Raw genomic sequence first — 18,645 nt, 5'->3', positions numbered from 1 at the left:
AAAATCGGTTTTATGAAACGAGGGAATTTAAATGGATAAAAAGACTATTTTTAATCAGGTTGCCGCTGTAATTGCCAAGCAGTTCGACATTGATCAGAGTAAGATTAAAGGTTCGTTAAATTTTAAGAACGACTTAGATGCTGACTCCATTGATTTAATTGAAGTCGTTATGAGTTTAGAAAATAAATTTAACGCTAAAATACCTGATACAGAAGCTCAAAAGTTACAAACGGTTGATGACGTTGTCAATTACATTTCAGCACATCACCAGAATTAATAAATAAGTGATTACTGTTAAGTAATCGCCTTTTGTTTAAGGGAGGTCAATATTTTGTCGACAGAATTCGATAATTATTTAGCTAATAAATTTGGGATCCGTTTTCATAATGAAGCGTTATTGGACGCAGCTTTTACGCAAGCTTCATACGTTAATGAACATCCTGGCCGTCATTTAAAATATTATCAGCGATTAGAATTTTTAGGTGATGCCGTTTACGAATTAGTGGTTTCAACTTACATTTTTAAGCACTATCCAACGCTTCCTGAAGGTCGTTTGACTCGTCTGCGTGCTGCAATGGTTGATCGACAGAGCTTTAGTAAGTTAGCTAAGGAATGCCATTTTGATAAGCACATTCTGTTGGGTAAAGGTGAAGAAAAGGCCCATGCCCGTAACCGAGTTAAGTTACTTTGTGATATCTTTGAATCCTTCATTGCGGCTGTTTATATCGATCAAGGCATGAAACCCGTCGTCCGTTTTTGTAATCAGGTTATCTTTCCTAAACTTGGTCAGGGATGGTTCGATGAATATTTTGACCATAAGACTGACTTACAGGAACGCGTTCAGGAACACGGTCCCGTAAAGATTCAGTATCATGTCTTAGATGCTAACGGTCCTGATAATAAACGTAAGTTTAAGGTGTCCGTTACGATTAATAATAAACAGTTAGGGATTGGCGTTGGTCATTCCAAGAAGAATGCTGAACAGCACGCCGCTAAAAAAGCTCTAGAAGTCATCGATAAAAATAACTAATTAACGCTATTAATCTCATAAGTAAGAGGCTGAATTCTTGAAATTAAAATCGGTTGAATTAATTGGTTTTAAATCATTTGCCAAAAAAACGAGAATAAACTTTCCTACAGGGATTACCGAGATTGTCGGTCCAAACGGTAGTGGTAAAAGTAATATCATTGAAGCCATCCGTTGGGCTTTAGGCGAGCAATCTGCTAAAAATCTGCGAAGTTCACGAATGACCGACGTTATTTTTTCAGGTTCTCAATCTTACCCGGCTTTAAATCGAGCTAAAGTAGCGCTTGATTTCGATAACAGCGATCATTTTATAGATACTAACTATACTGATTTGCAGATTGCTAGAACCGTTTATCGAGATGGGACTAATAACTATTATCTAAACGGTAAACCATGCCGATTACGTGATATTCAGGATCTATTCATGAACACCGGGATCGGTAACGGATCGTTTTCCATAATTTCACAGGGTAAAGTCGCTCAGATTTTCAAGAGTAAGCCGGTCGATCGTCGATTCATCATTGAAACGGTTGCTGGAATCTATAAGTACCGTTCCCAAAAGGAGATCGCGGCCAATAAGTTATCCCACGTTGACAATAATTTTACCCGAGTTAGTGACTTAACTTATGAATTAGGTAAGCGACGTCATAATTTAGGTCACGAAAAGCAGGTTGCCCAGGATTATCTAGCTAAAAAACACGTTGCCGGTCATTTAGATATTGATTGGCTTTTAGTGATTTCCAAGCAGGTTAATCAAAAATGTAAAGTTATTCAAAAGCATGCCCAAGGGACGACTAAACGGTTTAATCAGTTTCAACAGCTTGAATCCCAGTTACAGGACAAGAATAATAATATGAATCAGCGTTTGGCCCAATTAACTAAGCATTATGACCATACTCAAGAAGCGATTTTAAATCGTTCCCGTCAATTAGACGTCTTGTCTAATCAAAAGAGTTTAAGTCAGCAAAAGGTGTCATTTTGGCGTCACCGGATTGAACATTCTAAAACTGATGTTAGAAAGATTAAGCAAACTATTGATGCCTTAAACTCTAAGCATTTGAAATTAAAACAAAGTCATCGGCATTTCTCGCAAAAGGCGACGGCCCTTACAAAACAGCTCAATGATTTAAAGCCTAAACGAATGCCTCAATCGACTGGCCATCTTCGTGATAAAATTACTCAGTTTCGTAATCAATACATTGATTTAGTTAAACGGTCAGCAAATATCCAGAGTCAAATTCAAAATCAGCACCAAAATTATCATGAAAACCAAGTCCGTGCTAATCACTTAAAGGCTCAATTAAAGAACGGTAAACAATTAATTGCAAAATCACGTCAGCAGTTAATTGAAACGAATAAAACGTTGATTCATTTGAAACAGCAAATTGCTCGTGAAACTAAGCAGATTGAGACTTTACAGAATGAATTAAGTCAAGTATCACAGCGTCTTAGAGTCATAAAAAATAGTTATGATCACGATATTCGTAAACAGCAGAGTATTCGAATTAGATCACACGGCTTAAAACGAATCAATGATCAGCACTCTAATTTATATAATGGGACCCGGAATTTATTAGCTCATCAAGATCGTTTTAACGGTATTTTGGGGACAGTTGCTAATTTTATCAAAGTGCCAGATCAATATATCCAGGCCATTGAAACAACTTTACGTTCTCAGCTTCAACAAATTATTGTTGATAGTACGCTAACTGCTAGAAATATCGTTAAATTTATGTCTGTAAATCATTTGGGTCGAGTAACGTTATTACCGATTAACGAAATTTCAAAGCGATGGATCAATCCATCAATTATTGATCAGTGTCGACAAATTTATGGTTTTATAAACGTTGCGGCTAATTTAGTTCAAATGCCTGATCAGTTTAATGCCGTTAAACTACATTTATTGGGCAACGTCTTGGTCAGTAAGGATATTTCCTCTGCCGTTCAGATTAGTCACGCTGTTCATCGTCGTTATCGAGTTGTAACTTTAGATGGCAACGTGGTTAATGCTGGCGGATCCGTTACTGGTGGTCATGGGCGATATCGTTATCACGGTTTATTATCACAAAAAGCAAAAATAGACCATTACCAAAAATTGCTAAAGGATTTAAATTCGATTGTTAACCGTGAAAAAGATAAGGGTCTTCAAGTTAGTAAGCAATTGAGTCAAGTTCAACAGACACTGAAAGCTAAGCAAGCTCATCTCAACAAAGATCAGCAACGCTATGCCGTTCAAAAGAATGTCGAGGAACGATTATCTGACGAATTACGTAATTACCAGACCATTTTAGATCAACGGAAGCAAATAATTGATAATCCTGATGGAACCGACGATTCGATTCAAAAATTTAAACGGACCCAAAATCAGATTAAAGCTTCGTTGAAAGTTAATCATCAGAAGTTAATTGATGTGCAAAAGAAAGTCGACAAACAATCTTCCGTAGCTAATGAATATGATCAAAAGTATCAACGTCAGCATGAATCACTCATTAAAATTCAAAGTCATGCTGAACAATTGAGCCATGATTTGAAAGCTAATTCAGTTCAATTATCAGAAGCTAAGCATAATTTGGCCCAGGCTAAGAAGGATATTAGTCAGTTTACCCAAGATATAAAGCATCAATCTCAGCAGGTTAAATCTAACGGCAATTTAATGGCTTTGAGTAAACAGATTGATAAACTAAATAATCAAAAGACTCATTACCACGAATTAATTATTAAAGATAAGAATTCACTTTATAAAGTTAAGAGTCGTTTATCAAGTCTTCAGAATCAGTTACTGGACTTACGCAGTCGACTGAATCAATATCGATTGACCAGTCAGGAAGCTGAGAAAAAGGCGCATGAAGTTAACGGTGTCTTATACCGAAAGTACCAAATTGACGTGACTAAAGATAACGTGGCCAAGCCAACAATGACTCTAAATCAAATCAGTTCTAAATTATTTAGGGCTCAAAAAGCGTTGCAGGAAATTGGCCCAGTTAACGTTAACGCCATTAAGCAGTTCCAAAAGATCGATCGTCGTTATCAATTTTTTACGAAACAAATTAATGATTTGGTTACGGCTAAACACCAATTAATGACGACGATGAACCAAATGGATTCCAAGATTAAAGTTCGTTTTAAGGATACGTTTGATAAGATTAATGCCGCGTTTAAAGTTACGTATTCACAGATTTTTAAGGGCGGTCGAGCTAAACTCGAACTAATTGATCCGAAGCATCTTTTAACGACCGGCGTTAACATCATGGCACAGCCACCGGGCAAACGATACCGAAACATGGAATTATTGTCTGGTGGAGAACGGGCATTAACTGCAATCGCTTTACTGTTCGCCATCTTGAAGATTAAACCGGCACCATTTTGTATCCTGGATGAAGCTGAATCGGCATTGGACGCCGTAAATATTGACCGCTTCGGTGATTATATGCAAAAATTGAAGTCAAAGACCCAGTTTATTGTGATCACACATCGCAAGACGACGATGTTATATGCCGATAATTTATACGGAGTCACGATGCAGAATTCGGGAGTTTCTAAGATTATCTCGGTTAATTTAAGAAAAGCTAAGACAGAGGGATGAGAACTATGGGATTATTTAGTATTTTCAAACGTCATTCAAGAAAAAAGAAACAAGCATCATTAAAAGCTAAATCATTAGCAAATGAAAAGGCAAAAGCCAATTCAAGTCAGAATAACGTAATCAACGAAGCTCAGGCCAGCAGTTCCGTCAGTGCTAGTAGCGAAGTAAGCTCCAGCGCGGTTGAAGCTTCAAGTGTTAGTAGTTCAGTTGAGTCTAGCAGTTCTTCTGAATCGATTACTTCAACTTCTTCTAACGCCACAAAGTCTAGTGAGTCTGCTTCTGAATCGGCTTCGGAAAGTAAAAGCGCTAGTTCAGAGGCTAAATCGGCAAGCTCATCTGCTGAATCTGAATCAGCAGAAACCAAACCGGCTAAGTCAGTGGAAACCAAGTCTGCTAGCTCACAATCTAAGGAATCTAACATAACTAAGACGGCTAAACAGAACGGTAAGATTTACGCCCGTGGTTTGGCACGTTCTCGATCCACGTTTGGCCAGAAATTAAACCGATTATTTGCGAACTTCCGGTCGGTTAACGATGAATTCTTTGATGATTTAGAAGATACGTTAATCGAATCCGATGTTGGTGTTGATATGGCCGTCAAGATTAGTGACGCCTTACGTAAAGAAGTTAAGTTAAAGAACGTTAAAAAGCGTTCTGAAGTTCAAGACGTCATTATTCAAAAGATGATCGAGCTTTACGATGAAGACGGTAAAAATGAAGACAATCAGATTCACTATGCTAAACAGGGACCAACCGTTTTTCTCTTCGTCGGTGTTAACGGTGCTGGTAAAACTACTACCATCGGTAAAATGGCTTATATGTATCATCAACAGGGCAAAAAGGTTCTGTTAGCCGCTGCTGATACTTTCCGTGCTGGTGCTATTCAACAGTTAGACGAATGGGCCAAAAATGACCACGTCGACATCGTTAAACGTCCTGAACACAGTGATCCGTCATCCGTTGTTTATGATGCGGTTCATAAGGCTAAACGTGAAAATTACGACATTCTCTTTGTTGATACTGCCGGTCGTTTACAGAACAAAGTTAATTTGATGAACCAGTTATCTAAGATGAATAAAGTCCTGACCAGAGTTATTCCTGACGCTCCGCATGAAGTTATGCTGGTAGTTGATGGTACTACCGGTCAAAACGCTTTAAATCAAGCCAAGTTATTTAATCAAGTTGCCAAAATTACCGGGATCGTCTTAACTAAACTGGACGGGACCGCCAAAGGTGGGATTGTCCTTGCAATCCGTCATGAATTACATATTCCAGTTAAATTCATCGGTTTTGGTGAACACGTTCATGATTTAACACCGTTTAACGCCAGTGATTTTGTCAACGGCTTGTTTGAAGGATTGTTTAAATAATAGGACTATAATATAATTATTACTTACGGAGGTTAGTATAAGTGGACTTAGCCAAAAATTATCGTGTCAATTCACTTTTGGAATTTTATTATCCGTTGCTGACTAAAAAGCAGCGAGAATATATGCAATGCTATTTTATTGACGATTATTCACTCGGTGAAATATCACAGGACTTTAAAGTCAGTCGACAAGCCGTGTACGATAACCTCCGTCGGACAGTTTTAATTTTAGAAAAATACGAAAAAGAACTTCATTTATATAAATATTTTATTGCTCGAAATCGTTTGATCGATCGAATGCAAAGGTACACTCAAAAACGGTATCCTAACGATAAACACATTAGTTCCATGATTAAGAAATTAGAGCATATTGAAGATGAATAACGAAAGTGGTGAACTGAAATGGCTTTTGAAGGACTTACGAGCCGTTTACAAAAAGCCTTTCGTGATTTAAGTGGTAAAGGTCACGTTAGTAAATCAGATTTAAGAAAAACAATGCGTCAGATTAGATTAGCTTTACTCGATGCTGATGTTAACTTTGACGTTGTTAGAAAATTTGTTCGACAGGTTCAGGACAAGGCCGTTGGTGCAAACGTTCTGGAAGGTTTAAACCCAAGTCAGCAGATCGTTAAGATCGTTGATGAAGAATTGACCAAGACGATGGGAACTAAAGCGGTTCCGTTAAATAAAGCTAAAACGATTCCAACTGTCATTATGATGGTTGGTCTTCAAGGTGCCGGTAAAACTACAACTGCCGGCAAGTTAGCTTTACGTTTAAAGACCGCTCACAAGGCCCATCCATTAATGATTGCTGCTGATGTTTACCGACCAGCCGCCGTTGATCAATTAGTTCAGGTTGGCCAGCAAATTAAAGTGCCAGTTTTCCAGATGGGAACCCATCATGATCCGGTTGACATTGTAAAAGCTGGGTTAGCACAGGCTCATCGTGATCATAATAATTACGTGATTATTGATACCGCCGGTCGTTTACAGATCGATACCAAATTAATGAATGAACTGAAGCGAATTAAAGCTTTAGCTAAGCCGAACGAAATTCTGTTAACGGTTGATGCCATGACCGGTCAGAATGCCGTTAAAACGGCTAAGGGCTTTAATGATGCTTTGGACATCACTGGAGTTGCCCTAACTAAATTAGATGGTGATACCCGTGGTGGTGCCGCACTATCGATTCGTGCCGTCACCCATAAACCCATCAAATTCGTTGGTGAAGGTGAAAAACTTCAAGACCTAGATATTTTCCATCCAGACCGAATGGCTTCCCGGATCCTAGGGATGGGTGATATCCTAACCCTGATTGATAAAGCTAAAAAGGGCTACGACAAGAAAAAGGCTGAAAAGCTTACTAAGAAGATTCAGGAAAACACCTTTGACTTTAATGATTTCTTAGCTCAGTTAAATAAGATCCAGCACATGGGCCCGTTAAAGAACATCATGAAGTTAATTCCTGGGATGGCTAATAACCCGATCATGAAGAAGGCTAATATGAATCCAAAGCAGATGGATCATATTAAAGCCATTGTTTATTCCATGACTAAACAAGAACGAGCTCATCCTGAAATCTTAACTCCGTCCCGTAAGCGACGCATTGCTCGTGGATCAGGTCGACCGATTCAAATCGTTAACCGAGTCATCAAGCAATTTAATTCCATGAAGAAATTAATGAACCAGATGTCCAACGGTAACTTTGGTGGTCTTGGTAAGATGAACAAGATGATGAAGCGCATGGGCGGTAAGAATCCCATGGGTGGCATGATGGGCAACAATCCAATGTCACAGATGTCTAAATTTGGCATGCGTGGAATGGCCAAGAAAGCTAAACAGGCCAAAAAGAAACGTCGTCGTTTACAAAAGATGCTAAGACGTAGATAATTAATTATGATTAAAAAGAGGATGATGAATAATCATCCTCTTTTTGTAAATAAGGAGTGTAACGAATGGCGTTATCTTATCGACAATTATTGGTTGCGGTACCGTTAGTGATTAAAGGTGGCAACGTCCCTAACATCGTTGGTGAAGCCGGGATTGGTAAATCGGCTCTGGTTCAGGACGTTGCTAAACGAAATCACGCTAAACTTTTTACTACCGTAGTGAGTTTAGTTGAAAAGGGTGACCTATCAATCCCGGTTCCGCCGCTAACGTCCGATTCATTTATAAAAACGAAGCACTACGGAACCTTAGCGGACGTTCAGTTTGGTTATTCACATACGTTAATTGAGATTATTAAGTACGCTGAACGTTATCCCGACACCAGTATTTATTGGTTCCTAGATGAATTTAACCGTGGTAGTCAAGCCGTTCAGAGCGAATTAATGAATTTAGTTCTACAGCGATCGGTTAATAGCTTAAAACTACCGAAACAGGTTCATATTATTATCGCAGAAAATCCTGATTCTTCAATGACGGGATTCGGTCAAACTGATTACGGTGTCGTCAGCGGCGATGCTGCGATTAAAGACCGAACCGTAAGATTAGTAATGAAAGCTAACTTAAAGGATTGGTTAGCCTGGGCCAATACGCAGGATCTTAAACGACATCGCCAGATGATTCACCCATCAGTGATCAAGTATTTGCAGGAAAATCCAGGGATGCTGCATAACCCAAAGATGAGCCAAGATTTATACCCGACCCCACGAGCCTGGGAACGAGTTTCCGATAATTTATATGAATTGGATCAATTAGATAATCAAGACCGTCAGTCAATTCAACTGGATGTCTTATCCGGTGATTTGGGTATTGAAACGGCAACGGCCTTTAATTCATTTTTAAATCAGTCGTTAGTTGCGATTACACCTAAGAGTTTTGTGCAAGATTCGTTAGACAAATTAACGGAACGTTTTAATAAAATGGATGAAGCTCAAAAAGAGCATACCCTTAGGATGATTTTGAAAGCTAAATTGTCCTTGAATGACGATTTTGCGAAGAAGTTTTTAACGTTACTTACAAAAGTCAGTTCAGATGGACAATATTCACTAGCGTTATCACTTAGTCACACCGACTGGTTTGATCATCTTTATAATCAAATTAAATCTAGTCAGTCTTTAGATTTACAAAAATTATACGAAGCATTTATTAAGATTAGTTTAGCTGGCTATTAAGCAATGAAACGGGTGATTAGATGCGATTGACATTAGGTCAACAGATTATTCATTATCAACAGCAACGAAATTCGAACAATTCTCAGCTGTTGTGTGATCGAATCATCAGCCGGGGAATTATCCATCTGATTCAACGTCAGCCGTTTTACGGGATTTTACTAGCTAAAATTGATCGGATCAATAATCAACGCCTTCAGTCACCGTTTAGCTTAGGTTGGTACCAACATAAGATTAAGCTTGAATACAACCCGGACGTGTTCGCAGAATGGATAAATACTGAGCGTGATCTATTATTTTGGCTTGAACATGAAGCACTGCATTTAATCTGGTTACACCCGGTTCGTTATCCGCGAGCTAACGAGTTAACTCAGATGGCTACCGATATTGCCGTTAATCAGTTGATCCCGATTAAAGTCCAAAATCAGGTTACTTTAGAGCAAATTAACCGTAGTTGGGGCCTCAGCTTAATTCCTAACATGAATTCTAAAGTGTATTTGAATCAGTTAAAGCAATTTTTAGATAAACAGCAGGGTAAATCCAAAGATAAACGACTCGTTAATCGTAAAATTAAGCACGTATTGAAACGAAAAAGTGATGACCACCGTTTCTGGGGCAGTGAATCACAAGTCAGTCGACAAGCTAAAACGGTTCAGTTAAAACGATTAATTAAACGTTCGTATCAAAATACGGGTGCAAAAGCCCGTGGTACCTTGCCTGGACGAGTGCATGAACAGCTTCAGAAACTTAATGTTCATAGCAGTATTAACTGGCGAGCATATGTCAAAATGGGTCTTGGTAGCGTTCCGTTTGGCCGGAAGACATCACGAGCCCGCTTTAACCGTCGCCAAGCCTATCGGATGGATCTGATGGGCACCGTCAGTAATTATATTCAGCCGGTTCAGATTTTCGTTGATAATTCTGGATCAATGGGTGATCAAGAAATTAGCTTCTTATTAGCTCAGTTAGGTGATTTTCTGAAACACATGCCGGTTAACGTTGGCGTTTATGACTTCGATACTGAAGTTCACGTGTTGGAGCATTATCACGCCAATAATTATCACCAGCTTAAATTTACCCGAGTTGGTGGCGGTGGAACTTGTTTTCAATGTATTTTTAACTACTGCCACCAACACTTGAACACGAATCGAAATCAATTAATTATTATCTTAACCGATGGTTTTGGTGAAGATCATTTGCGATACTACGGCTTTGATAATTTACTCTGGATCTTGACCGAACCTAAGACTAAATTCTCGGTCAAAAACGTTCGTGGTCAGTTAATTTCATTAGTTAATGATCCAATTCTGCGTGCAAATAGGGGGCTCTAAAATGAAGCTTTTGCAGCCTGATATATTAAAGAAATTAATTCAGCATGATAAATCCGTTACGTTTGCAATCAACATGCTTGATCAGCATTGGTCGAACGTTATTGCTAAATACGGTCCACAAACTAAGATTGATGCACCGACGGTTGTGATGGCAAAACAATTAGCTGATTCTGGATGTTTTTCCAAGCCAATTAATTTTAATAATTATGCTGAAGTTCAAAAATATTTAATTCGAAATGATGTGTATATGGGTGTTACGGGAAAGCAAGAACTGCTGAAGCCCTTTAAAGAATAAGTAATTATGGTGTAAAGAAAAAATCCTTTACAGGTCTTTACATGCTGTCTAAATCCTGGTATATTAATACTCGTTAAGTAATCAAAGTAGGAGGTGTATTTGCATGTTAAGAATTCGTTTACGTCGTATGGGTTCAAAGCGTAATCCATTTTACCGAATCATTGTTAGTGATGCTCGTAAATCAACCCGTGGTAGCTTCGTACAGCAGGTTGGCTATTACAATCCATTAACTCATCCATCAACCGTTAAACTTGACGGAGAAGACGTCATGAAATGGTTAAAGAACGGTGCTCAGCCTTCTGATACCGTTAAGAACTTATTATCTCGTGCCGGTATCATGAAGAAGTACCATGATGCTAAGTACGCTAAGAAATAAGTGATTAATAGTTATGACTAATTTTGATGAGTTAATCAAAACGATCGTAAAACCTTTGGTGAAACATCCAGAGGACGTTACGATTAAGCACAAAGAAACGGATCGTTTTCATGAATACCATTTGCAGACTAATCCTAGTGATATTGGTCGCATTATTGGTAAGAAAGGGCACGTTGCCCAAACGATTCGGACCATCGTTTATAGCGTTCGAGTATCCGGTAACAAACGGATCCGTTTAATTATTGATGATGGTAAAAATAAGAACTAAGAGCTCTTGAATGGATAAATACTCCGTTTAGGAGTCTTTTTTATTATAAAGGAGACTGAATTCATGAATTATTATGACGTTGGTTACGTTGTGAACACCCACGGAATCAAGGGTGAATTAAAAGTCGCATCCAAGACGGATTTTCCTAAGCAGCGTTTCGCAAAGGGAAGTCAGGTATATCTCAAGACATCGTTAAAACGCATTCCGTTGACCGTTGACGGTTGCCGGACGCAAATGGACTTATATTTAATTCACTTTAAGGGCTATGACAACATTAACGACGTTCTGTTTATGAAGCATCATCTCCTTCAAATTGATGAAAAAGCACATCAACAGATTAATCTGAAGCCTGACCAATACTTTTATCAGCAGATTATCGGCTTAAAGGTCGTCGACGTTCAAGGTCATCCGATTGGTACCGTTTCTAATATCATGAAGACCGGTGCTAATGACGTTTGGGTTGTTTCACGCCCTGGTAAGCACGAACTCCTTTTACCGAAAATCAAACAGGTCATCAAGAAAGTCGACTTTAGTCATCATCAAGTTATCGTTCAATTAATGGAGGGCATGTAAATCGATGAAAATTGACGTTTTGAGTTTATTCCCCGACATGTTTAAAGGTCCCATGGGTGAATCCATGATCGGTAAAGCTATCGAACGGGGAATTCTAAATCTAAAAATCACTAATTTTCGTGATTATTCTAAAAATAAACATCATGACGTTGATATGCCTCCATACGGTGGCGGAGCTGGCATGTTACTTCAGCCTCAGCCGTTAATCGATGCGTACCAGGCGGTTCAAAAACAAAACCAGGCTAGCGGGATTCCAAAGGGTAAAGTCTTGTTAATGGATCCTGCTGGGAAACGTTTTACTCAGCACGAAGCCGAAAAATTGTCGCACGAAAAGCACTTGACGTTTGTCTGTGGTCATTACGAAGGTTATGACGAACGGATTAAATCGATTGTGACCGATGAATATTCGTTAGGTGACTTCGTTGTAACCGGTGGTGAATTACCAGCCATGATTATGATTGATGCTATTTCCCGGTTAATTCCCGGAGTATTAGGCGATAAACAGTCGGCACCAACCGATTCATTCTCAATGGGCCTGTTAGAATTTCCTGAATACACTAGACCTGCTGATTTCCGCGGGATGAAGGTTCCGTCAATCCTGTTAAGTGGAGATCATCAGAAGATCCGGTTATGGCGTGAAAAGCAAGCTCTAAAAAAGACCTTGCTTAAACGACCGGATTTATTAAAGAAAAAACATTTATCGTTAAAACAAAAACACATGTTATCCGATATTAAAATCGATCTGCGTGATCATCAAGACTAGATTTACAACGTATGTCGATTATGATAATATTAACTTGTTAAATAACGGTAGTCCGCTGTCGGGGTAATAACCGTTAAGAATGCCGGTGAAAGGAAGTATTTTGATGCGTCAAAATAAATTAATTGCTAAGATTAACAGCAAACAAACTGCTAAGAAGATGCCTACCATTAAGATTGGTGACACCGTTCAGGTCAACGTTAAAGTTACTGAAGGTAAGTCCACTCGTCTTCAATTATTTGAAGGTGTAGTTATCAAGAAGCACGGTTCTGGCATCCAGTCAGATTACACCGTACGTCGTACCGCCAGTGGTGTTGGTGTTGAACGTGTATTCCCACTTTACTCACCAGTCATCGATAGCGTAAAGGTAGTACGTCATGGTCGTGTACGTCGTGCTAAGTTATACTACTTACGTCACTTAAGTGGTAAAGCTGCACGTATTGGTGAAGCTCGTCGTCACTAAATTTAAAATTAATTTAAAAAATGCGTTAAGCTCTAATTAGTTGCTCTAATTAGGGCTTTTTTGTTAAATTAACGGGAGGAAATTATTATCAATACTTATTCAGTATATTTAATTCGACACGGTCAGACTTATTTTAATTTAATGCATCGGATGCAGGGTTGGTCTGATACACCACTGACCCAAAAAGGAATCAACGAAGCCGTAGAAGCTGGTAAAACATTGCGGACAAGTGGCTTAAAGTTTGATAAACTGTACACCAGTGATTCAGGACGTGCAGTTCGAACTGCCCAAGCGATCGTTGAAAGTCTGCAACGTCCCGTTCGGATTCAGATTAACCAAGGTTTGCGGGAACAGTTCTTTGGTAGCTACGAAGGGGTTAAGATCGCGAACGTCATTAAGATGGTTGCTAAATTAACGCATTGTGCCACGATTCCTGAATTCATCAAAAAATACGGCATGGGTGCATTCCAAAATATTTTATCTAAACAGGATCCGTTACATCTAGCTGAAAATGATCAGCAATTTTGGGCTCGTTATGGAAAAGCCGTGATGAGTATTATTCACCACGGTTCACCAGATAAGCCCATCGTAATGATTGCTCACAGTCGAGTAATTACCGCCATTATGGCAAAGTTTGCACCTAAATTGTTGAGCCCGATTATTCCAGACAACTTATCAATCACGAAATTAGAAATTCCTGAAAATCAATTTAAACCCAAAGTCGCTTATTATAATCGACCGTTAATCAAAGCGAAATAACCGAAAGGGGCCTTATTGAATGTCCGAAAGTAATTACATCGTGATTCACGATGCTTACCAGAACAATTTAAAGCACGTGAACCTTAAGATTCATAAACACGCCATTACCGTCTTTACCGGGCTATCAGGAGCCGGTAAATCATCACTAGTTTTTGATACATTAGCCGCAAGTTCACGTCGGGAATTGAATGAGACCTTCCCGAGTTTTACTCAGCAGTATCTGCCTAAATATGGTCAGCCGCACGTAGGTCGAATTGATAACTTGCCGGTTGCAATCGTGATCCAGCAGAAAAAGGTTGGTAAGAACCCACGCTCAACCTTATCTACGTATACCGGAATTTATTCATTGATGCGGTTACTGTTTTCTCGTGCTGGTAAACCATGGGTTGGTTATTCGGATACGTTCTCATTTAATCTGCCGGAAGGGATGTGTAAACATTGCCAGGGCTTAGGCTATGTTCATCACATTGATCCGAATAAGATCATCGACTGGAATAAATCATTAAATCAAGGTGCCATTACGTTCGTTAGTTTTCGTCCGCATACTTGGCGCTGGAACCGTTATGGCCACTGTGGCTTATTCGATGATGATATGCCAATCAAGGATTACACTAAAAAACAAAAGGATATGCTATTGTACGCGCCTCAGCAGAAATTAAAGAATCCACCAAAGATCTGGCGTAAACATATCTTATATGAAGGTTTAATCCCGAAGATTCTGCGTTCAATCGTTAACAGTCGTGAAGGTCGTCATCATAAGCAGGCAATTGCTAGGGCCGTTAAGAAGGAAGTTTGCCCGGTCTGTCACGGGACTAAGCTTCGTCAACCAGTCTTACATTGCAAGATTAACGGTAAAAACATTGCTCAAGTTATGAGTATGGATCTGGTTCACGCCTTGAAGTTCTTGCACAGTATCAAGGCCCCGTTGGTCCAGGAAATCATTCGTGAATTATTGACCAAAATTGGTTCGTTGATTGATTTAGGCTTGGGTTATTTAACCTTAGACCGAAATACCGATACCTTATCCGGTGGTGAAACCCAACGAATTAAGATTGCTAAATTCATGGACAGTTCGCTGGTCGATATGGTCTACATCCTAGATGAACCCAGTGTCGGCTTACATTCACAAGATATTAAATTGATTAAACGAGCTTTAATTAAGTTAAAGGATAAGGGCAACACCGTTGTAATTGTCGAACATAATCCAGAATTGATCCCGATTGCCGATTACGTTGTCGAAGTTGGTCCGAAAGCGGGCCGTCAAGGCGGTCACATCACCTTTAACGGTACCTATCAGCAATTGCTTCATTCTCACACCTTAACCGGCGATTACATGCGGAAGGAATTGACCTTTAGTCATCCGCGTCCTGTTAAAAAGACACTAGATTTACATGACGTTACGATCCATAATTTAAAGCACGTCAACGTTAAGATTCCGTTGGGCGTTGAAACGGTAATTTCAGGGGTTGCTGGATCCGGTAAGAGTTCGTTGATAGACGCCATCAAAAAGAAACTGACTAAGCAATATATTGACTTATCGCAAGATCCAGTTGGCGCTAATATTCGAGCCACACCGGCAACTTACTTAAATATCCTGAACCCGATCCGAAAGATCTTTGGGGATGCCAATGACGTTTCCAGAACCTTATTTAGTTATAATGGCAAGGGCCGTTGCCCGATGTGTAAAGGTAAAGGTGTCACCATCACAAACATGGCCTTCATGGATCCCGTTATCCAGGTTTGTGAAGAATGCCATGGCAAGCGTTACAGTAAGCAAGCTCTTCAATATCATTACCATGGTAAGGACATTAGTCAGGTCCTGAACATGACAATTGAAGAAGCCGCTGATTTCTTTAAGGATAAGTCAAAGATTGCTCATAAGTTAATCAATATGAAGCGAGTTGGCTTAGGTTACTTAACCTTGGGTCAATCACTAAGCACGTTGTCCGGCGGTGAATTGCAACGCTTAAAATTAGCTCTGGAATTGAACCGAACCGGTACCATCTATCTATTGGACGAACCAACGGCTGGTTTACACATGAAGAACGTTGCCCGAATCGTGAAGTTATTCGATAGTTTAGTCAATGCTGGTAATACGTTGATCATCGTTGAACATAATCTCCAGGTGATCAGTAAAGCTGACTGGATGATCGACGTTGGCCCGCACGCTGGTCGTTATGGTGGCCAAATCCTGTATTCAGGGACTCCCGAAGCTGCTTTGAACGATCCAAAATCAACGACCGGTCGAGCTATGAAGTACTATAACGAAATTAGAAAATAATTGAAAATCCTAATGAATTAAGCCTGGTAATATTTGATTACCGGGTATTTTGTTTAGTGTAATTAACAAACTTTCCCTAGCGGAATTCCCTTTAAATAAAAAAATTATAGGAAAATTTTACAATCCAATTATCTATTTTATAATGAATTATAAATTATTTTTAAGGATGAGATTAACGTGCAAATTGTGTATGTAATTGGCGGTTGCAATCCGGAATACGAGGGCTGGCTTCAAATTAACGCTATGAAAATCAAGCCAACGTTACATTTAAAGGTCACACCCAACAGTGATTATTTACGGAAATTGGTCACAGATTACGTAAATGGATATATGTTACCAGCAGGTCAAAAATATCGGCTTTATTGGGCCTCAGTAAGTAAATTATCACTTGATCAAGTTTATCAAGCGTTAAAAATGTGCGTAATTCCACGATATGATCATTCGAGATGGTTCAATACCGATGTTTGGACGATTCGTCAAATTTTACGTGATAATGATGATTTAAAAGCTAATTATCGTCGATTAAAGCCAATTGATTTGGCAAAATATTTGGATAATAAGTATCAGAATGAGTTAAGTAATCTTCTAATTCATTCTCATGACGCTAAGGAACAGCGTTTCAAACGTGATTTTTATAACGAATGGCATTTGTCTAAAATAGATAGTGAATCGATCAAACGTGTTATTAAGATGTTTTCAGCATTCTTGTTACTAAGAAACCTGGTTAATACCGTTCCAAAAGGGTGCCGAAAGATGTTTCGGAAATTAGTTCCGTTAAACATGGATGATTTGGGTTATGATCAAAGATTACTTGATTATAAATTTCATTTAAATAAAATGATTCATATTAAGCATCAAATTAACATGTTACTAGGGAAGCCATTCGGTACTGCTGAATTTACTAATCAATATCTAAAAAGTCACGTTAAATTTTTGAAAATTTTCAACCCAAAATTATTAAAACAAAATTTTAATCTGTAAGGAGTACATCGCATTATGAATTCAAAACCGAGAATTAATTGGACTAAAGGGTATCGTTATTTATTGACGTTACCATTGATCAACGTTACTAAGAAAGTCGAACAAAGTACCAAGTTAGATAAAATGCGGAAACAGCCGATCGTCGCTAAATATAAGAAGACCGTTGATATGATGTTGCATACGCCATTTGAAAAGTTAGACAGCGGGATGTGGCTAGCGTTTATTGGTAATGGTTACTGGTTCTATAATTATCTGGACCAAAAAGGCATTGCTGAAGAAGATGTTCAGAAAGCTAAGCAGTATTATCAAGATTACTGCCAAAAGTACGCTAAATATTTGGGTGATGCTACACAAGCTGAAAAGGATATTGCTGGAATTACCGGTCAGATTCACATTAAGTAGGTGATAAGATGTCAGTTACCTTTAGATTTGCCAAGTCGACGGATGTACCATTCATTACGAGAGTGTATAATCAGAATATTCCTAAGCGAACCGTCACGGCTGACTTAACACCAGCTTCGGTTACTGATGAATTAAAATCCTTTAAGCAACACAACGCTCAACGACCGTTATGGATGATTGAAGATAATGGTCAAAAGGCTGGTTACGTTAGTCTTGAATCGTTTTATGGTCGGTCGGCATATCATAACACGGTCGAGATCAGTATTTACATTGATAATCAGTTTCAGCATCGTGGTATCGGGACCCAAACGTTGAAATATATTGCTGAACAGACTAAAAGATTAAATATTCACACCATCTTGGCCTTTATTTTCAGCGTTAACATCCCTAGCCAAAGGTTATTTAAGTCAGCTGGATTTGAAATTTACGATCACTTGCCCAAAGTGGCTGATATGGGTAACCGAATTATTAGTTTGGATATCCTGGGTAAAAAGTATTAGAGAAACGGGCTGATATTATGTTTACATATCAGATAAATCATGATGTGTCATTAGCAATTCCTAATCCGCGACGGGATGCAGAACCATTATTTAATTTAATTAATAATAACCGTGACTGGTATAAACAGTGGCTGCCATGGGTCGATTACATTAAGAGTGTCACCGGTGAGATTATTTATCTGCATCGGTGTTTAGTGGACTTTGCAAATGAAAGATCGTTGAATGCCATTATTATGGATAAAGGCAAAATTGCCGGAATGATTAGCTTCAACGGCTTTCGTCAGCTAGATCATAGCGCTGACATCGGTTACTGGCTCGGTTTGCCGTATCAGCACCATGGGATTGCAACGAACGCCACACATGGATTATGTCAATTGGGATTCAATGATTATAATTTAAATAAAGTGATTATTAACGCCTCAGTCGATAATCACGCCAGCAATGAAGTTGCTAAACGGTGCAGCTTTCATCTTGACGGCCGTTTACGAGCTAATGAATTACTAAATGGCATTTATCATGATGAAAATCGTTGGTCATTATTAAAAGCTGAATTTAAATAAAGTT

The 18,645-nt window shown here is 38.9% G+C and carries 20 protein-coding genes; all 20 read left to right on the top strand.

From position 1 onward, the window contains the following. The first annotated feature begins 31 nt into the window (after window positions 1-31). The 20 genes from acpP to ELX58_RS05515 all read left to right on the top strand — a co-directional run bounded on the left by acpP (window position 32) and on the right by ELX58_RS05515 (window position 18,641). Window positions 32-277, top strand: coding sequence for an acyl carrier protein (gene acpP, locus ELX58_RS05610; protein WP_133442174.1), 246 nt, complete (start codon window positions 32-34; stop codon window positions 275-277). A 54-nt stretch (window positions 278-331) separates the two neighbouring features. After that, entirely contained in the window at window positions 332-1,030 is a 699-nt protein-coding gene (rnc, locus tag ELX58_RS05605; RefSeq protein ID WP_133442173.1) for a ribonuclease III, read from the top strand. Between the two features lie 37 nt (window positions 1,031-1,067). Further along, complete coding sequence (gene smc / locus ELX58_RS05600) at window positions 1,068-4,610, top strand: chromosome segregation protein SMC (protein WP_133442172.1); 3,543 nt, start codon at window positions 1,068-1,070, stop codon at window positions 4,608-4,610. 5 nt (window positions 4,611-4,615) lie between these two features. After that, window positions 4,616-5,980 (top strand): signal recognition particle-docking protein FtsY, encoded by a 1,365-nt coding sequence (gene ftsY / locus ELX58_RS05595; RefSeq protein WP_133442171.1) that lies wholly within the window; start codon window positions 4,616-4,618, stop codon window positions 5,978-5,980. Window positions 5,981-6,021: 41 nt separating this feature from the next. Then, a complete protein-coding gene (locus ELX58_RS05590) occupies window positions 6,022-6,363 on the top strand; it encodes a putative DNA-binding protein (protein ID WP_133442170.1) in 342 nt (113 codons plus the stop codon). An 18-nt stretch (window positions 6,364-6,381) separates the two neighbouring features. Then, window positions 6,382-7,869 (top strand): signal recognition particle protein, encoded by a 1,488-nt coding sequence (ffh, locus tag ELX58_RS05585; RefSeq protein WP_133442169.1) that lies wholly within the window; start codon window positions 6,382-6,384, stop codon window positions 7,867-7,869. A 65-nt stretch (window positions 7,870-7,934) separates the two neighbouring features. Next, on the top strand, window positions 7,935-9,095 hold the full coding sequence (locus tag ELX58_RS05580; protein ID WP_133442168.1) for a Rho GTPase-activating protein: 1,161 nt from the start codon (window positions 7,935-7,937) through the stop codon (window positions 9,093-9,095). A 20-nt stretch (window positions 9,096-9,115) separates the two neighbouring features. Next, entirely contained in the window at window positions 9,116-10,423 is a 1,308-nt protein-coding gene (locus tag ELX58_RS05575; protein ID WP_133442167.1) for a vWA domain-containing protein, read from the top strand. A 1-nt stretch (window position 10,424) separates the two neighbouring features. Further along, window positions 10,425-10,718, top strand: coding sequence for a hypothetical protein (locus tag ELX58_RS05570; protein WP_133442166.1), 294 nt, complete (start codon window positions 10,425-10,427; stop codon window positions 10,716-10,718). Window positions 10,719-10,821: 103 nt separating this feature from the next. Next, entirely contained in the window at window positions 10,822-11,094 is a 273-nt protein-coding gene (gene rpsP, locus ELX58_RS05565; protein ID WP_133442165.1) for a 30S ribosomal protein S16, read from the top strand. Between the two features lie 13 nt (window positions 11,095-11,107). Beyond that, entirely contained in the window at window positions 11,108-11,362 is a 255-nt protein-coding gene (locus tag ELX58_RS05560) for a KH domain-containing protein (protein WP_133442164.1), read from the top strand. A gap of 63 nt (window positions 11,363-11,425) precedes the next feature. Next, window positions 11,426-11,935 carry a ribosome maturation factor RimM gene (rimM, locus tag ELX58_RS05555; RefSeq protein WP_133442163.1) on the top strand — a complete coding sequence of 170 codons (510 nt, stop codon included), beginning with the start codon at window positions 11,426-11,428 and terminating at the stop codon, window positions 11,933-11,935. 4 nt (window positions 11,936-11,939) lie between these two features. Continuing rightward, entirely contained in the window at window positions 11,940-12,698 is a 759-nt protein-coding gene (trmD, locus tag ELX58_RS05550; RefSeq protein WP_133442162.1) for a tRNA (guanosine(37)-N1)-methyltransferase TrmD, read from the top strand. Between the two features lie 103 nt (window positions 12,699-12,801). After that, a complete protein-coding gene (gene rplS, locus ELX58_RS05545) occupies window positions 12,802-13,158 on the top strand; it encodes a 50S ribosomal protein L19 (RefSeq protein WP_133442161.1) in 357 nt (118 codons plus the stop codon). A gap of 141 nt (window positions 13,159-13,299) precedes the next feature. Beyond that, entirely contained in the window at window positions 13,300-13,917 is a 618-nt protein-coding gene (locus ELX58_RS05540; protein WP_133442160.1) for a histidine phosphatase family protein, read from the top strand. 19 nt (window positions 13,918-13,936) lie between these two features. Further along, a complete protein-coding gene (locus ELX58_RS05535) occupies window positions 13,937-16,198 on the top strand; it encodes an ATP-binding cassette domain-containing protein (RefSeq protein WP_133442159.1) in 2,262 nt (753 codons plus the stop codon). A gap of 177 nt (window positions 16,199-16,375) precedes the next feature. After that, the gene (locus tag ELX58_RS05530) at window positions 16,376-17,179 is read left to right on the top strand and encodes a hypothetical protein (protein WP_133442158.1); all 804 of its coding nucleotides are present in this window, start codon (window positions 16,376-16,378) and stop codon (window positions 17,177-17,179) included. A gap of 15 nt (window positions 17,180-17,194) precedes the next feature. Then, window positions 17,195-17,581: a hypothetical protein gene (locus ELX58_RS05525; protein ID WP_133442157.1), complete on the top strand. Its 387-nt coding sequence runs from the start codon at window positions 17,195-17,197 to the stop codon at window positions 17,579-17,581. Window positions 17,582-17,589: 8 nt separating this feature from the next. After that, window positions 17,590-18,081 carry a GNAT family N-acetyltransferase gene (locus ELX58_RS05520; RefSeq protein WP_133442156.1) on the top strand — a complete coding sequence of 164 codons (492 nt, stop codon included), beginning with the start codon at window positions 17,590-17,592 and terminating at the stop codon, window positions 18,079-18,081. Window positions 18,082-18,098: 17 nt separating this feature from the next. Continuing rightward, window positions 18,099-18,641: a GNAT family N-acetyltransferase gene (locus ELX58_RS05515; RefSeq protein WP_133442155.1), complete on the top strand. Its 543-nt coding sequence runs from the start codon at window positions 18,099-18,101 to the stop codon at window positions 18,639-18,641. The last annotated feature ends 4 nt before the right edge of the window (window positions 18,642-18,645 follow it).

The organism is Acetilactobacillus jinshanensis (assembly GCF_004359375.1).
Classification (GTDB): Bacteria; Bacillota; Bacilli; order Lactobacillales; family Lactobacillaceae; genus Acetilactobacillus; species Acetilactobacillus jinshanensis.
This window is presented reverse-complemented; position numbering and strand designations above follow the sequence as displayed.

Excerpts from the sequence above, each read along its gene's own strand:
- acpP (WP_133442174.1), top strand. The coding sequence starts at position 32 with ATGGATAAAAAGACTATTTTTAATCAGGTTGCCGCTGTAATTGCCAAG.
- ftsY (WP_133442171.1), top strand. The coding sequence starts at position 4,616 with ATGGGATTATTTAGTATTTTCAAACGTCATTCAAGAAAAAAGAAACAA.
- ffh (WP_133442169.1), top strand. The coding sequence starts at position 6,382 with ATGGCTTTTGAAGGACTTACGAGCCGTTTACAAAAAGCCTTTCGTGAT.
- ELX58_RS05580 (WP_133442168.1), top strand. The coding sequence starts at position 7,935 with ATGGCGTTATCTTATCGACAATTATTGGTTGCGGTACCGTTAGTGATT.
- ELX58_RS05575 (WP_133442167.1), top strand. The coding sequence starts at position 9,116 with ATGCGATTGACATTAGGTCAACAGATTATTCATTATCAACAGCAACGA.
- ELX58_RS05570 (WP_133442166.1), top strand. The coding sequence starts at position 10,425 with ATGAAGCTTTTGCAGCCTGATATATTAAAGAAATTAATTCAGCATGAT.
- rpsP (WP_133442165.1), top strand. The coding sequence starts at position 10,822 with ATGTTAAGAATTCGTTTACGTCGTATGGGTTCAAAGCGTAATCCATTT.
- ELX58_RS05560 (WP_133442164.1), top strand. The coding sequence starts at position 11,108 with ATGACTAATTTTGATGAGTTAATCAAAACGATCGTAAAACCTTTGGTG.
- rimM (WP_133442163.1), top strand. The coding sequence starts at position 11,426 with ATGAATTATTATGACGTTGGTTACGTTGTGAACACCCACGGAATCAAG.
- trmD (WP_133442162.1), top strand. The coding sequence starts at position 11,940 with ATGAAAATTGACGTTTTGAGTTTATTCCCCGACATGTTTAAAGGTCCC.
- rplS (WP_133442161.1), top strand. The coding sequence starts at position 12,802 with ATGCGTCAAAATAAATTAATTGCTAAGATTAACAGCAAACAAACTGCT.
- ELX58_RS05540 (WP_133442160.1), top strand. The coding sequence starts at position 13,300 with ATGCATCGGATGCAGGGTTGGTCTGATACACCACTGACCCAAAAAGGA.
- ELX58_RS05535 (WP_133442159.1), top strand. The coding sequence starts at position 13,937 with ATGTCCGAAAGTAATTACATCGTGATTCACGATGCTTACCAGAACAAT.
- ELX58_RS05525 (WP_133442157.1), top strand. The coding sequence starts at position 17,195 with ATGAATTCAAAACCGAGAATTAATTGGACTAAAGGGTATCGTTATTTA.
- ELX58_RS05520 (WP_133442156.1), top strand. The coding sequence starts at position 17,590 with ATGTCAGTTACCTTTAGATTTGCCAAGTCGACGGATGTACCATTCATT.
- ELX58_RS05515 (WP_133442155.1), top strand. The coding sequence starts at position 18,099 with ATGTTTACATATCAGATAAATCATGATGTGTCATTAGCAATTCCTAAT.